General features: G+C 45.7%; 14 protein-coding genes. 2 read left to right on the forward strand and 12 right to left on the reverse strand.

Features of this window, described 5'->3' with window-relative positions; genetic code table 11:
- Positions 1-27: 27 nt before the first annotated feature.
- The 6 genes from JGK22_RS24875 to JGK22_RS24900 all read right to left on the reverse strand — a co-directional run bounded on the left by JGK22_RS24875 (position 28) and on the right by JGK22_RS24900 (position 7,367).
- Positions 28-2,217, reverse strand: coding sequence for a DUF4394 domain-containing protein (locus JGK22_RS24875; protein ID WP_293219185.1), 2,190 nt, complete (start codon positions 2,215-2,217; stop codon positions 28-30).
- Positions 2,218-2,668: 451 nt separating this feature from the next.
- Positions 2,669-4,378: a leucine-rich repeat domain-containing protein gene (locus tag JGK22_RS24880; protein WP_293314000.1), complete on the reverse strand. Its 1,710-nt coding sequence runs from the start codon at positions 4,376-4,378 to the stop codon at positions 2,669-2,671.
- Between the two features lie 114 nt (positions 4,379-4,492).
- Complete coding sequence (locus JGK22_RS24885; RefSeq protein ID WP_293179776.1) at positions 4,493-5,065, reverse strand: hypothetical protein; 573 nt, start codon at positions 5,063-5,065, stop codon at positions 4,493-4,495.
- Between the two features lie 7 nt (positions 5,066-5,072).
- Positions 5,073-5,507: a hypothetical protein gene (locus JGK22_RS24890; RefSeq protein ID WP_293179773.1), complete on the reverse strand. Its 435-nt coding sequence runs from the start codon at positions 5,505-5,507 to the stop codon at positions 5,073-5,075.
- A gap of 45 nt (positions 5,508-5,552) precedes the next feature.
- Entirely contained in the window at positions 5,553-6,593 is a 1,041-nt protein-coding gene (locus JGK22_RS24895) for an ABC transporter permease (protein ID WP_293147311.1), read from the reverse strand.
- 261 nt (positions 6,594-6,854) lie between these two features.
- Positions 6,855-7,367: an adenine phosphoribosyltransferase gene (locus JGK22_RS24900; RefSeq protein WP_293212581.1), complete on the reverse strand. Its 513-nt coding sequence runs from the start codon at positions 7,365-7,367 to the stop codon at positions 6,855-6,857.
- A 196-nt stretch (positions 7,368-7,563) separates the two neighbouring features.
- Here JGK22_RS24900 and JGK22_RS24905 point away from each other — a divergent pair, with 196 nt between their 5' ends.
- Entirely contained in the window at positions 7,564-8,730 is a 1,167-nt protein-coding gene (locus JGK22_RS24905; protein ID WP_293179767.1) for a pyridoxal phosphate-dependent aminotransferase, read from the forward strand.
- 171 nt (positions 8,731-8,901) lie between these two features.
- On the opposite strand, the gene JGK22_RS24910 is transcribed toward JGK22_RS24905, so the two are convergent.
- On the reverse strand, positions 8,902-9,675 hold the full coding sequence (locus tag JGK22_RS24910) for an RNA polymerase sigma factor SigF (protein WP_293179764.1): 774 nt from the start codon (positions 9,673-9,675) through the stop codon (positions 8,902-8,904).
- Between the two features lie 725 nt (positions 9,676-10,400).
- Positions 10,401-11,246 carry a photosystem II manganese-stabilizing polypeptide gene (locus JGK22_RS24915; RefSeq protein ID WP_293179762.1) on the reverse strand — a complete coding sequence of 282 codons (846 nt, stop codon included), beginning with the start codon at positions 11,244-11,246 and terminating at the stop codon, positions 10,401-10,403.
- Positions 11,247-11,645: 399 nt separating this feature from the next.
- Between JGK22_RS24915 and JGK22_RS24920 the strand changes: the two genes are divergently transcribed.
- Entirely contained in the window at positions 11,646-12,008 is a 363-nt protein-coding gene (locus JGK22_RS24920) for a hypothetical protein (RefSeq protein ID WP_293179759.1), read from the forward strand.
- 66 nt (positions 12,009-12,074) lie between these two features.
- On the opposite strand, the gene JGK22_RS24925 is transcribed toward JGK22_RS24920, so the two are convergent.
- The 4 genes from JGK22_RS24925 to JGK22_RS24940 are packed head-to-tail and all read right to left on the reverse strand — an operon-like array spanning position 12,075 to position 15,321.
- Positions 12,075-12,203, reverse strand: coding sequence for a hypothetical protein (locus JGK22_RS24925; RefSeq protein ID WP_293275184.1), 129 nt, complete (start codon positions 12,201-12,203; stop codon positions 12,075-12,077).
- Positions 12,204-12,207: 4 nt separating this feature from the next.
- Positions 12,208-13,680 carry a calcium-binding protein gene (locus JGK22_RS24930; RefSeq protein ID WP_293314002.1) on the reverse strand — a complete coding sequence of 491 codons (1,473 nt, stop codon included), beginning with the start codon at positions 13,678-13,680 and terminating at the stop codon, positions 12,208-12,210.
- 34 nt (positions 13,681-13,714) lie between these two features.
- On the reverse strand, positions 13,715-13,939 hold the full coding sequence (locus tag JGK22_RS24935) for a hypothetical protein (RefSeq protein WP_293179753.1): 225 nt from the start codon (positions 13,937-13,939) through the stop codon (positions 13,715-13,717).
- 20 nt (positions 13,940-13,959) lie between these two features.
- On the reverse strand, positions 13,960-15,321 hold the full coding sequence (locus tag JGK22_RS24940; protein WP_293179750.1) for a response regulator: 1,362 nt from the start codon (positions 15,319-15,321) through the stop codon (positions 13,960-13,962).
- Position 15,322 lies beyond the last annotated feature (1 nt).

Genomic DNA, 15,322 nt, shown 5'->3' on the forward strand with positions numbered 1-15,322 from the left:
AATCTAAAATCGCTTTTAATCTAGCATTTAAATTAAGGTCAGTGCCAAACCTTTAATCGATCGCCCGTCGCCAATTTGACCGACAATGGAAGCTTGACCGGTTGTCAGATTAATATTGTACAAACTCGAAACTCCGCCAACATCGATCGCAGCCAAAGCTGTCTCGTTACCGCCGACACTCCTGATATCAAAGCCGAGAACGCTAGAAGCATCAATCCCTAAAGATCCGATCGTATTTAATACTCCATTATTCGGCGGATCTTGTCTCACCAAAACATCCAAATTGCTGTCAATTACAAACAGAGTTGTCGAAGTTGCACCCGCAAAGTTATTCACATAGGCAGCCGCAGCCGCCCCCGGAGTTGTGCCAAAATTGCGATCGCCCGTCGCATAAGTCAAATTGCGATCGAGTTGAATTCCTCCGGTTAACGTGTCAAAATCGACAATTGCCCCCGTATCTGGGTTAATCCGACCGTTTTCTCCCGCTTGATTGACAAACCGAATTCGATCGACTGTGGGATTGAAATCTAAACCGGCAGCCCCCGGAGTCAGCGGTACGGCGAATTGTCCGCTACCGAGTTGACTTGCAGCCCCAGTCACCGGATCGATCGCGTACAATCGATTGCTACTACCTAAACCGTAAAGCAAACCGTTAGCAGGACGAAAATCAATTCCCAGCAAACTTTCTCCCGGCTGCAATCCCGTTACTGCTGTGTCGCTGAGTAAAGTGCGCGGTGCCGCTTCGTTAAAACCGACGATTCTTTCGGCGCCATTTCTGACAGTTAAGGCGTAAGCTGTAGGCAAAGGCAATGCCAAACCGTTAATCTGTCTTCCGTCGGCAATTCTACCAGTAAAAGAAGCTTGACCGGTACTTAAATTAATGTTGTACAATCCCGAAACTCCCCCGACTTCTAGTGCCGCTACTGCGACATCGCGGCCGCCAATACTTCTGATATCAAAGCCGAGAATGCTAGTTGCATCAACTCCCAAAGATCCGATCGTATTTAACACTCCATTATTCGGCGGATCTTGTCTTACCAAAACATCTGAATTGCTGTCAATTACGAATAGCGTCGTTGAAGTTGCACCCGCAAAGTTATTCACATAGGCAGCCGCAGCCGCCCCCGGAGTTGTGCCAAAATTGCGATCGCCCGTGGCATACACTAAATTGCGATCGAGTTGAATTCCCCCAGTTAATGTGTCAGAATCTACTATTGCCCCGGTATCTGGATTGAGGCGACCGTTTTGACCCGCTTGATTGACAAACCGAATGCGATCGACTGTCGGATTGAAATCAAAACCCACAGCGCCTTGAGTTAGGGGAACCGCAAACTGCCCGCTACCGACTGAATTTGCTTCCCCCGTTTTCGGATTGACAGTATACAAGCGATTGCTAGAACCCACACCGTAAAGCACGCCATTAGCGGGCCGGTAATCAATTCCCAGCAAACTTTCTCCCGCTTGCAATCCAGTCACAGGCAAATCTGAGATGACACTTCCCGGATTAGCAAGGCTAAAACCGACAATCCGATTATCGGGAGTTAAAGCATAAGCCGTTGTCAGCGCTGGAGGCGGGGGATTGGGAAGAATGCTGCTAATATTAGTAGTGAAATCTGTTTGGTCGATCGCACTTCGATTCACACCTCTGAGAGTAGCGAGAAATTCTCCTGTTACCCGGTCTTGAATCACAGTATCATTTCCGGCTTCCAGAATATTCAAGTCGCCAAAAGAGAGTCCGCCCGCCAAACCGATTAAATCTGTACCGTTTGCAAAATCGGCGATCGCATCAGCATTTCCTAAATTAACACCACCGCTGGTAAGGAAAGGATCGGCAGCAGCATAGCGACTCAAAACAAATACATCACCACCATCTCCGCCGATCAGGATATCAGTATCTCTATCTCCCGACAAAACATCATTGCCAGAGTTGCCAAAAATCAAATCATTATTCTTGCCACCAAATACAAAATCGTTATCTTCACCGCCGTTAACACTGTCGCTGCCTAAATCTCCAAACAGAGAATCTCTTCCAGAACTCCCATCAATCGAATCGCCATCTTTTCCACCAAAAATGCTATCATTTCCAGAATTGCCAGCAATTACGTCATTGCCCGTAAAACCAAAAATAACATCATCTTCAGCAGTGCCTGGGAGCGAGTCTGCTTGTATAGTACCTCTAATGTCTGCCATGATATATTGCACATCTAAATTTGACATTCCCAGTGCCTAAAAGCAGCGGGATTTTCAGTACAAAAAATCGCTAATTCGCAGTACGCGCTAATATTACCGAATTTTTTTAGGCTATAAAAGCGCGTTATTTGATAGTTTGCAGTATAGTCATGACAAGTACAACGCAACTGTAAGCTGCCAAGCTTAAGTTTTTAGCGCTGTGAACTTATGAAATCTTGTACTGCGTTCATTAGTGATATACGCTGAATCTCTAATTTTGGATCTGTACAGTCAGAAATTATTTTTCAATTTTAATCTTAAAGCCTCTGAAGGTGAATTTTATTTGTGTAGCAGCGACAACTATCGATCGGTATAAAGTGGATTATATATGGGGATTTGGCATAATAAAAGGCAGGGGCAATCCCCCAGTTGTCCAGTTGGGGTAGGCACGGGGCACTACCCCTACAAATCTGCATGAATGATTTAGACTTGTTATAGATTAAGTCTGCACGGAAAATTCCTCTGGATCGATACCCCCATTTACCCAGCGAATTGCCTCCCTAGCAGATGTCACATTTGGCGGTACTCTCAAAGCATGAATGAATTCCGTGCTCGGACAAGTCATTTTTAACAAATAAATCGGCTCGACATCCGCATTATCTATTTTTAATAGTGCATATTCTTGCCAAGTATCTATTTGTTCTGCTGCCAACTCTTGACAAATGCGATCGTAACCAATTGCTTCAATTAACACTCGCCGAACTTCGGCATTGTCTTCAGATAAAAGCCATTCTGCTTTCCACAAATTGGGATGCACTTGACCGTATTGTTCCGGCAATCTGACACCGTGATAATAGTAAAAATTCCATCCATCCGCAAACTCGATCGCAGGTTCTGCTTCAGCGTGCAAGCGGTTTTCACTGTCAAAGCGCAGGTGGCGGGGGCGATCGCACACCGCGCAAATCTTTTCAAAGGGAAATATAAAACCGCAATGCTCGAAAAGCAGCTTTTGGCAGCGAAGTATTTCTTGTGCCTTTTGGGAAATATTGACGCCTGAAGATATATACAATTCAGTCAAATAGATTTCTTTAAACAAAGTCGTGGGGGTTTCAGGGCAATTAAAACCGAACAAATTATTGGAAAAAACATTCCATATCGTTTGTTTCGATCGCACATAGCTGTCAACCAATTTGTACATTACCGAACTCAGTGTGCTGTCGGCTTCGGGCTCGATTACCATGTGATCGAGCTCATACTCCCACAGATCCGAACTTGCAAATTCTCCCACAGCGGGTATCCATTTCAGGTCTAGATTTTTCCCCAATCTATTGCTGTATTCGTCTGAGCATTTTTGTGAATGGTCGGGTTTGAGCCTGTTGAAGATTTGGGGACAAACGTCGCGGAGACTGCTGCAAATAATAACTTCGGGTTCTTCTAGACCAATAGCGGCATAAGCAACTTTGATGGCTGCTGTGGCTTTTTGAGCATCAATTGGCGTAGTTGAGAGAGTAAGACGTTTCTGTGCGAGTTCGCCTAGCACGCACAGAACGGTAATTTCATTGTTGTCCAGATTAAGTGTTGTCTGATTGGTGAGCGATCGCAAGGCGCTGATGTCGGTAATTTGATTGTTTTCAAGATTCAGTGCTGTCAGATTGGTAAGCGAGCCGAGTAAGCTGATGTCGGTAATTCGATTGCTGTCGAGATCGAGTGTTGTCAGATTGGTGAGCGAGCCGAGGAAGCTGATGTCGCGAATTTTATTGCCCTTGAGATCGAGTGCTGTCAGATTGGTGAGCGAGCCGAGGAAGCTGATGTCGGTAATTTGATTGCTGTCGAGATCGAGTGTTGTCAGATTGGTGAGCGAGCCGAGGAAGCTGATGTCGGTAATTTGATTGTTGTCGAGATACAGTGTTGTCAGATTGGTGAGCGAGCCGAGGAAGCTGATGTCGGTAATTTGATTGTCGCCGAGATACAGTGTTGTCAGATTGGTGAGCGAGCCGAGGAAGCTGATGTCGGTAATTCTATTGCTGCTGAGATTCAGTGTTGTCATGCTTGAAAGTATCTGCTCCGCTGCTTCAGCGTCATCAGTGCCAGCCTTTTCTAACAACACTTCAACTGTGTGCTTTGCTCCTTCTGAAAGACTGTCAATATGCCTGCACCAGTCGGCAAAGCGACTAAAACTAATTGGCTCGTTTGGTTGTTTTTCTGACATAAAAAACTCCGATATGGGGAATGGGGCATCGGGAATGGGGCATGGAATACCATTAACTGTTCGTATTATGGCTGGTGCAATCAGAAGTTGTTCGGTGATGGTGCGATCGCACTTTTATGGTAATTTATCGCGCAGGAAAAGCCAAGTGTTGAGTTTTTCATCTAAAACATATTTATCACTCTCAGAAAGTGCTGCAATAACTTTCAATCGATTTTTAAGTTTTCTTAACTCGCGAATTTCTGCAATAGGTAGCGTTTTCCAATTAGCAACCTTTTTTTCGACATCTTCCTGCGACTCTTTGATGTTATCCCAAAACCATTCTAAAATTAAGTTAACATCGAGAACAGAATCATCGGAAATTACTTCCTGTTTTTCGATCGCCGCAGCCCGCAACATCATTGAGGAAATCGTAAAAGACTCGCCACTACCTGGTTTTTTGCGATCGGCATCATCGGCTAGAAGATCGTAAATTGCGATCGCGACTTCTGCCCATTTGCGATCGCACAAACCAGAACCATTTTCACCTTTTCGAGCCTTAGCGGAGGAAACATCGGCTAATAATAGCCAGTTAAACCCTTGTGGTTGGGTGGTTTGACCTGAAAATATGTTTTTCACCCAAATCAGTACAGATTCGGCATTTTGTTCGAGAATGCGATCGAGGGATATTGTCGTAGGAGATTGAGTCATAATTTATCTACTCCAAATATTCGATATCAGCATTACTTATATCAACTCCTTGCTGCCTAAAGGCTGTAATTCCTACTTCTAAGCTCTCTGAATTGGGTCTAAAATGCCCGCTGTGATTGCTGATTGTTAGCAAAATATATAAACCGTTGCTGCCGACTATCTCGGCTTCTCCCGCAGCCAAAACAGGCTGACCGCGAGTTATAACCGTATGGTAAATTTCATTGTTAACATCTAAAAATTTCGGAATTACAAGGAGTTCTGGGTTTGTTGTCACTGCCCATTTGACAGTCCCTTCATTAATTATATCGTCAAATCCTGCTTCCCCCACTTTAATGGGTCTGATGCCTAACTCATCTGCCGATCGAAGTTCATCATTTAGCGTCGCGGGGGACTGATTGGAAAAGCGAGGGCTAGGAACATTATTTGAAAATGATTGTGTCACAACAGAATTTAACGAGAATCAAATTTATAGTCAAATATGATTCTATCACTTCAAATCTTCCAATTTAATCCTCGGATCGACAGCCTTCAGCAACAAATCTGCGAACAAATTACCAACAATCAACATCGTAGCGCCCATCATCAAACTCGCCATTACCAAATACAAGTCTTGATTGTTCACCGCTTCCAAAGTCAGCTTACCCAAACCAGGCCAATTAAAGAAAAATTCCGCAATAAACGCACCGCTCAACAAACTAGCAAACTCAAAACCCAACAGCGTAACTAAAGGATTAATCGCATTCCGCAGAGCGTGAATGTAAATTACTCGATTGTCCGGCAAACCTTTAGCTCGTGCTGTGCGGATATAATCTTGACGCAGCACGTCTAACAATTGTCCGCGCATCAATCTTTGTAAACCAGCAAAACCTGTGACGCTGAGGGCGACTGTTGGCAAAATTAAGTGCCAGCAATAATCGAGGATTTGTCCCCACCAAGGTAAGTCTGCATGATCGATGCTCGTCATTCCTCCGACTGGGAAAAGAGGTGAAGTATTCTGAGCAAAAAATAGCAGCAGCAAAGCTGTGATAAAGCTGGGAAAACCCTGGCCTGTGTAGCTGACTACTTGCAAAATGCGATCGACAGTTTTATTCTGATTAACGGCCGCGACAATTCCCAAAGGCAGTGCGATCGCCCAAGTTACAATCAAAGATGCGATCGCCATCAACAACGTCGCCGGTACTCTTTCCCACAGCAGCGACGCTACGGATCGCTGATACACAAAGCTCGTGCCAAAATTCCCCTGTGTCAGAATTTGTTTCAGCCACAGCCCATACTGCACAATCGCTGGTTTATCCAAGCCGAATTGCTGTTCGAGTTGCTTGAGTGTTTCCGGCGAAATCTTCGGATTTTGACTCAAAGTATCTAAGTAATTTCCTGGTGCGAGCTCAATAATTGCAAAACACAGAGCCGATGCTAAGAATAGGGTTAAAAGTGCCTGCAACAGTCGTTTGACAACATAAGTAAATGTCTCGCTGCCAAATAAAGAATTCAACATTCGCCAGTTTCGATTAGATTTAATAGAAGTCATACCATTTTAGATTTTAGATTTTAGATTTTAGATTGAGAATTTGGGATTTTTGATTGATTAATTGTTTGTGAAGCATCGATCGCAGCTCATACGATCCCTATATGTTTGCAGTAATGACAGAAGTCGTGGCTTGCGGGTTTAAGAATGCGGACTAAAGTCCTCACTACAAACCTCTTTTATTACGGTCAATTGATCGGACAATTGACAATTGACAACTGACAACTGACAACTGTCAACTGTCAACTGTCAACTGACTACTGACTAATATTCGACTAGCGAGACGATCGGCACATCCGGCAATTTCTGCCTCCCGCCCAAAGCCAGCAATTCAATCACAAAAGCAAAACCGACAAGCTCGCAGCCCGCTTGCTGCAACAAATTAGCCGTCGCGGCCGCTGTTCCGCCAGTGGCGATCAAATCGTCCACAACCAGCACCCGGCTGCCGGATTTCATCGCATCTCGGTGCATTTCCAGTCGATCGACACCGTACTCCAACTCGTACTCAGCAAAAAGAACTTCTCCAGGCAGTTTTCCCGGTTTGCGGACAGGAATAAAGCCCACTCCCATTTTATAAGCCAAAGGCGTGCCAAAGATAAAGCCCCGCGATTCCATGCCCACCACATAGTCAGCAGACATTTCAGAGCATTTTTCAGCTAAACTGTCAATAGTGTAGCTCAGTCCTTGCGGGTTGCAGAGCAAAGTTGTAATGTCTCGAAACATAATTCCCGGCTTGGGGAAATCAGGAATGTCGCGAATCAGAGATTTGAGATCCATAAGCTTGCAGATCGGCGTTGAGGGTAACGAGGCATCAAAAATGCTACAATCATAACGTCAATCGATTTTAAATTTTAGATTTTAGATTTTAGATTCACTATATGTAAACAAATGTCATAATTTCCTAACGACAGGGTTGAATATCAAGATTTGTCAACCTATGATCTAAAGTCAAAAATATAATATCTAAAATCCAATGATCAAGTTGGCAGCACGAGTGGGTGAGGTTCCTCCTTCCATAACCTTGGCGATCGCAGCTAAGGCAAAAGCTATGAGGGCCGAAGGGATTGATGTATGTAGTTTGAGCACCGGAGAACCCGACTTTGATACCCCCGAACACATTAAAGCGGCGGCAAAGCAAGCTTTGGATGCGGGGAAGACTAAGTACGGCCCGGTGGCTGGGGAAGCGCAGTTGAAAGCTGCGATCGCCCGCAAACTCCGCAACGACAACAATCTCCACTATCAACCGGAAAATATCATTGTCACCAACGGCGGCAAGCACTCCCTCTACAATCTGATGATGGCTCTGATCGAGCCTGGAGATGAAGTAATTATTCCGGCTCCCTACTGGCTCAGCTATCCAGAAATGGTCAAACTCGCCAGCGGTAAGCCCGTAATTGTACGGACAGATGCTTCTACAGGATATAAAATTACACCGGAACAACTGAGTGCAGCGATTACTCCCAAAACCAAGTTATTCGTGCTGAATACGCCTTCTAACCCGACGGGAATGGTGTACACTCCAGCGGAAATTAAAGCGCTGGCCCAGGTGATAGTCGATCGAGATATTTTAGTCGTTTCTGACGAGATTTACGAAAAAATTATATATGACGGCGCCAAACACGTCAGCATCGGTTCCCTGGGTAAAGAAATATTCGATCGCACCATCATTAGCAGCGGTTTTGCAAAAGGTTACTCAATGACAGGCTGGCGGATTGGCTATTTGGCCGGGCCGATCGAATTAATTAAAGCCACCAGCACCATTCAAGGACACAGTACCTCAAACGTGTGTACTTTTGCACAGTACGGCGCGATCGCAGCTTTGGAAAGCAGCCAAGAGTCTGTGGAAAAAATGCGTCTCGCTTTTGCCGATCGGCGTGAAGTAATATTTGAATTGCTTGAGGCGATCCCTGGAATTAGCTGCATCAAACCAGACGGCGCTTTCTATATGTTTGTCAATATCAGCAAAACTGGAATGACTTCTCTGCAATTTTGTGATGCTTTCTTAGAACAGCATCAAGTAGCAGTTATTCCAGGGATTGCGTTTGGTGCAGACGACCACATTCGCTTGTCTTATGCCACCGATTTAGGCACAATTAAAAAAGCTGTAGAAAGGCTCGATAAATTTGTCCGAAGCATCTAAAAATTAGTCAGTTGTCATTTGTTAGTTGGCAGTAGTCAGTTGGCTGTTGGCGGTTGTCAGCAGTCATTAGTGCGAGCGTCCCCGCTCGCGAACCTTATCATTAGTCAGTAGTCATTAGTAGTAACTGCTTTCCTCTCAACTGTCAACTGTCAACTGTCAACTGTCAACTGTCTAAAGCTGTTTGGTCATAATTTCCTTTAGCAAATCCAGTCCCTTCTTGACTCGCCGAGAAACAGTCACCGCGCTGATACCCAAGCGTTCGGCCGTTTCCTTCTGCGTCAAATCGTACAGAAAAACAAACTCCAATATCTCCCGAGTCCGTTGTTCCAACATCGCCAAAGCTTGCTGTACGCGAATTTGATCCTCTTGCGCCAACTGAAAACTCCGATATTTGCTATCGGGTACCAATTCTCCCAGACAAGTCGCGCCCTCATCTTCATCTTGCACTGGTGCGTCTAAACTTAAAGGCGATCGGTTGAGATGCGCTAACTTAATTTCTTGCCATTCTGCCACAGAAACCTCAAGCACTGCTGCTACTTCAGCATCCGTAGGTTTGCGGTTGAACTGTACCTGCAAATCCTTGATCGCTGCGACAGACTTGCGTTCCAGGGCCAACCAGTGGCGGGGAACTCGCACAGAAGGGCTTTTGTCCCGCAAGTAGTGTTGAATTTCGCCGCGAATGTAGGGAATTGCAAAGGAACTAAAAGCGTGTCCCTTCGAGATATCAAATCGCTCGATCGCCCTAATCAACCCAATACACCCAACTTGCTGCAAATCATCGTAGCTTTCACCGCACTGATTGATCCAGTGGTAAACTTCTTTTCGCACCAGTCCAATATTCAGTTGAACTAACTGATTGCGGACTTCATTCGAGCCAGAATGTTGGTACTCGCGCAACAATTGCAAATTTTCGCTTTTTAGCTCGTTGGGGATTGTGGTAGACATGGTTGCATAAAGGTTGGTAGAGCAGGGGACTGATGTTGCTTTAGACCTAGTTTTTAATCTAGTCTAAAAAAATTAATCTTGCTGTGGTGTAATCCTAGCACTTATATATCTGTGACAGCAGACACACCAGTCAAAATTTGGGACTGTGCATGGATTTGAGGGAATTAGTCAATTTTAAATTTTAGATTTTAAATTTACTCCACAGATTAATTTAGGAGCTTCTATTTGGGTCTAAAATTTGGCGATCGACTTTAAGCGATCGTCAGGGCTTCCGTTTTTGGTCGGGGTCATCCCAGAAGTGTTCAGCAAAATCCGTATTTTACCAGAAAGAATTGGTTGAAAGCCCGCCCGCCTAATCGGGAGAAATTAAAATCAGACTATTCATTACTCCAATCCTCTTACTTCTAGGTAGAGGTCGCTCTTAAACTGTCAACTGTCAACTGTCAACTGTCAACTGTCAACTGTCAATTGAATGATGTTTATTTTTCACACCATATTGTAGTGGCAAATTTGTTTAAACGCAATACTTCAATTAATCAAAAATCCTAATTTAATAACTGGCAACTCAATAACACTTTAAGCATAGATTTAGTCATTAGTCAACAGTCTTCAGTTATCTTTCTAAAGACTGTTGACTAATGAAAGGCGAGCAGTAGCTTTAGGACAAAAAACTGCTCAAGTTCGTTGGCGAAGCCCTCGCAGAGGATCGATCCAGAAAGACAATTTTACGAAACAGAAGGCTCAATCCGAGCGTAAAACAAACCACGAATTTTCACGTCCAGAGCAGGTCTAGCTCCCAAATCAGTATCAGAAGGCTGCACGCTTTCAAAAATCCCCCCAATTTCGCCAGTAGCGCTGTTGACCTTAGCAATTTGGAGAGAAATTTTGCCAGCCTTGGTACGGGTGTCAGCTAACTTAACATTAGAGCGTTTCAGCTTGGAATTGTCAGTAGCCGGCAACGCGACAGCATTGTCGTAGCCCGTCGATACACCGCGACCTTTAGGATCTAAAAAGCCTGCGCTGCGGTAAGAAGGAACGTTAAATTCCCCTTGAAAATCGGTAGAAGTATTGAGCGCAACGACTCCCGGATCGGAAGTAGCCACTAACTCTTTAATGGTGAACAAGAAAGGTACTTGCTCTCCACCCGGTAACTGAACTGTAATTGCTTGAAAGTCCAAGCCGTCCTCTTCTGTAAAAGTCAGAGTACCGTCATTACCAACCTTGAGCGTACCTTGAACTTGGTCAATGCTCGACGTGAACCGTGTCAACAATTTACCAGGCACAAATTCTGCCTCTTGGCGTTTGTTGGCTGCTTCTTCCTTCACAAAGTAAGTTGTGGGCTGCAAACACATACCAGCCAGTTTATAGGTGCCACCCGCTTCAATGGGGATCGATCCCCGAGAAGTTTCTGCCAAGCTAGGGCAGTTATTGGCCAATCCTGTACCTCTAATCTCGTCGTAGGTGAGCAACTCGGTAGTCGCCACCGTCGTATCAGTAGGAGCAGAAGAACAAGCAACCAGCGCACTCATGCAAAATGCTAAAAGTGCAACAATTAAAGCACGATATTTCATTTCCAACCTCAATATCCAACATCGGATTATATTAAGAAAAAGCCCTAGTTCGAGCAAAATATAATTGCCCGCCGGCAGGCTAGGCCAGCGCCATAGCAGCATTTAGATCCAGATCGCTTGCTTCACCGACACTGGCTTTCACTCAAAAAATCGAGCTAGTGCGGTGAAAATAAGCAAGAACTTATGATTTCTCAATCATGTTCGGATCGCAGCCCAATACACATGGTACGACGGGTTGTGCTCTTTTCCTGACTTGGATTGGAAATAAATCTTGCGATCGTCAACCCACTTAAGTTACGTTGCTTATTGGCCCCGAATGGCGATCGCCACTAGCTCGATTAGTCGGCTCACCAAAAGGCTGGGGACAAACGCCTTGTAGATTTCAAAGGAAGCAGCGGTATGGACAACGGCAAAAATTTAGAGTCAGAAAAGTTGCAGTCTCAACTGCAATCGCTGACAGAGGCGATTCGGACTTTAGCCGAAAGTTGTCAGGGAGACAGTGTGCTGCTTTTGACCCTGCTGCGGGCCCTGGAAGCTTCGCACCAGGAAATTCGGGACGGTTTGTTCCAAGCATCTTTTCCCGACAACCGCCAAGCAGTTTACAAACTGCTCAGGAATATTGAAGCCAATGGCGGCTGGCCTTACATCCAGCGTATGAAACTTCGATCGATCTTGGGGTACGCCCAACAATTATCTCCACTAGAAGATGATCCGGCCAAGTCTGAAAATGACTCGGCCGGGACTGAGGAAGACCTTAAATAGTGATGAGTTTTGAGTTTGTGACGTTGACATTAACTCAAAACTCATCACAGAAGGGCGCTGTTGCACCTAGAACCCGAAAGGTGTAGGAGGTACGGGTATCGGACTCGGCAGCATCGCAGGAAATACCGGCATCTGGCCGGGCATCGGCAAAAGTCCTGGAGTAGGCGTCGGGGCGATCGACTTAATAGACACCATTGAATCAGGTACGGTAACAGTCGGCGCAGTCGGAATCCTCGAAACCGTCGGAGTTGGAGTCGTAGTCGTCGGAGTTGGAGTCGTAGTCGTCGGAGTTGGAGTCGTAGTCGTCGGAGTTGGAGTCGTAGTCGTCGGAGTTGGAGTGAGTCGTAGTCGTCGGAGTTGGAGTCGTAGTCGTCGGAGTTGGAGTCGTAGTCGTCGGAGTTGGAGTCGTAATCGTCGGAGTTGGAGTCGTAATCGTCGGAGTTGGAGTCGTAATCGTCGGCGTTGGAGTCGTTTCCGTTCCCGTAGTAGTCGTAGTAGTCGTAGTCGTAGTCGTCGTAGTCGTCGGCCTGGGGGAAAACGTCCCACTCACACTGATAAAATCAGTGGCATCGATCAGCGCCGACGGAGTGTTGACCAAAATTGCTAACAGCTTCCCGTCGATCGTAATTACCGTATCTCTGAGATTGGCACCATTACCTTGGCGAACTTGCAATTGACTGAAAGATAAACTGCTCGGCAGCCCAAAGAAATCCTCAGCCTCATTGTAATCAGTAATTAAAACCAAACTTCCCGGGCCGGCTCCCAATCCAAAAATATCACTGCCGCTACCGCCAGTTAGAGTATCGGAACCCTCACCTCCAACCAGAGAATCATTACCCTCTGCCCCAAATAAATTGTCATTGCCAAAACTACCCAAAATTGTATCGTCGCCCAGACCTCCGGCCAAAGAATCATCGCCAAAACCGCCGTCGAGAACATCATTACCTTTGCCACCAAATAGGAAATCATTACCTTCATCTCCCATGAGGCAGTCGTCACCTTGATCGCCGCGAATGGTATCCAAACCGCTGCCACCAGAAAGTGTATCGTCAGCCTTGCCGCCGAATAGTTGGTCGTTGCCGGATTCTCCCAAGAGCGAATCTCTGCCAGCATTGCCATACAAAGTATCGTCACCGTCACTGCCGGCCAAATAGTCGTTGCCATCAAGGCCAAACAGTTGATCTCGCCCGCTACCGCCGTTGAGAGAATCGTTCCCAAAATCCCCGTAGAGATAGTCATCATCACTATTTCCGAACACGGAATCGTCGCCGTCATTCCCTCTGAGGGTATCGTTGCCAGTACCCCCGGCAATCACATCATTGCCTCCGTTACCACGAACCAAGTCGTCCCCTGCATCTCCCAACAAGCTGTCTAACCCGTCGTTGCCATCGAGAGTATCGTTACCCAAACCGCCGCGAACCGAGTCGTCCCCATTGCCACCGGAAAGAAAATCGCGGCCTTGGTTGCCAATGAGCTCGTCATTTCCTTCACCCCCAAGCAGCGAATCTGCTCCATCGCCTCCGAGAAGCTGATCCTTGCCTGCGTCGCCCTCTACGGTATCATCTCCATTCGCGCCCAGCAGTGTGTCATCGCCATCTAAGCCGCGAATTCGATCGCCCTGCGGAGTACCTAGAATAAAGTCGTTGCTGTCCATGCCGATCAGGTTTGCCATAGGGGATACACCGCTCCTCAATAAAATAAATTGTTTAAAGTATGTCAATCGCCTTCGTGACAAGGGATTGCTGCTCGCCTACGTTAGCATAGTTGAGATTTTGGCAATCTGGCGCAGGAGTGCCGGAAATTTTGCCAGTGTCTGGAGTGGTGGCAAATAGGTTCGATCGTTCGCACTTAAAGTCCAATCGCAAAGCAGAAGAGCTTAAAATCGCGATCGTCAAGAATGACGAATGTTCGCTCGGGGGGGACGATCGCACTTCTGACCAATGACCAATGACTAATGACTTTCTTGGCTAACAGGTAACACGATCGCAAATTCAGTCCCCTTTCCCAGATAGGAATTCACCTCAATTGTACCGCCGTGGGTCTCGACCACGATTTGACGGGCGATCGCCAATCCCAACCCCGTCCCTTTACCCACTCCCTTAGTGGTAAACAGGTGGTCGAAGATGCGATTTTTTACCTCGGACGACATTCCCTTGCCGTTATCGGCGATCGTAATTTTGACGCTCTTATCTTCTAAAGAGGTAGTAATGACAATTCGATTGGGAGCCAGTTGAATATCGGCATAACTGCGTCCGAAATTTGATTCATCCAGAGCCTCGATCGCATTTGCCAAAATATTCATAAATACCTGGTTTAACTGTCCGGCATAGCATTCTACCATAGGAATTTTACCGTATTTTTTAACAACTGCTATTTCCGGGCGATTTTCCGACGCTTTGAGGCGATGTTTTAAAATTAAAATAGTGCTATCAATACCTTCATGAAGGTTGAAAGGAATGGGGAGCTCGCTATCGGCACGAGAAAATGTCCGCAAGCTCGTGCTAATGTCTTTAATCCGGTGCGCTCCTTCTCGCATTGAATCAATTAACTTCGGTAAATCTTCGCGGATGTATTCAAGATCGATCGCTGCTATTTCTTCTTGAATTGCCTCGCTGAAACTACCAGATTCTTGCTTGACTAAATCGAGCAAGCCAAACAAATCTTTGATGTAGTCTAAAGCGTGTTGAATGTTGCCGCTAATAAAGCCAACCGGATTGTTAATTTCGTGGGCAACCCCAGCCACCAAGTTACCCAAAGCTGACATTTTTTCGCTTTGTACCAATTGTAATTGAGCAGAGTGAAGTCGATCGTATTGTTGTTTCAATTCTTGATTAGCTTGCTCTAATGCCTGATTCATCGACTGGAGTTGGCGATTCTGTTCGGCTAGTTGTTGAGCTTGTAGAGAATTTTCCTGTTTCAATAGTTTTTGTAAGCGACTGAGTTCTAAATGAGTAGAAATCCGAGCTAAAACTTCCTCTGCTTGAAATGGTTTCGTGATGTAGTCCACTCCACCTACACTAAAAGCTTTCACCTTATCCATCATTTCATCCAAAGCACTGATGAAAATCACCGGAATATCGGCAGTTGATTCGTTAGCTTTGAGATGTTGACAAACTTCGTAGCCATCCATTTGTGGCATTTGAATATCCAGCAAAATCAAACTAGGAGATGATTGTTCAATAACTGCTAAAGCTAACTTGCCGCTGGGAAATGCTCGCGTCAGGTAGCCCTTTTCCTTGAGAAGATTGACAAGCAGATGTAAATTGGCGGGTGTATCATCAATAATAAAAATTTGACCTTTACTCTCGTTCATA

The sequence above is a fragment of the Microcoleus sp. PH2017_08_TRC_O_A genome (assembly GCF_020738665.1).
Lineage (GTDB): Bacteria > Cyanobacteriota > Cyanobacteriia > Cyanobacteriales > Microcoleaceae > Microcoleus.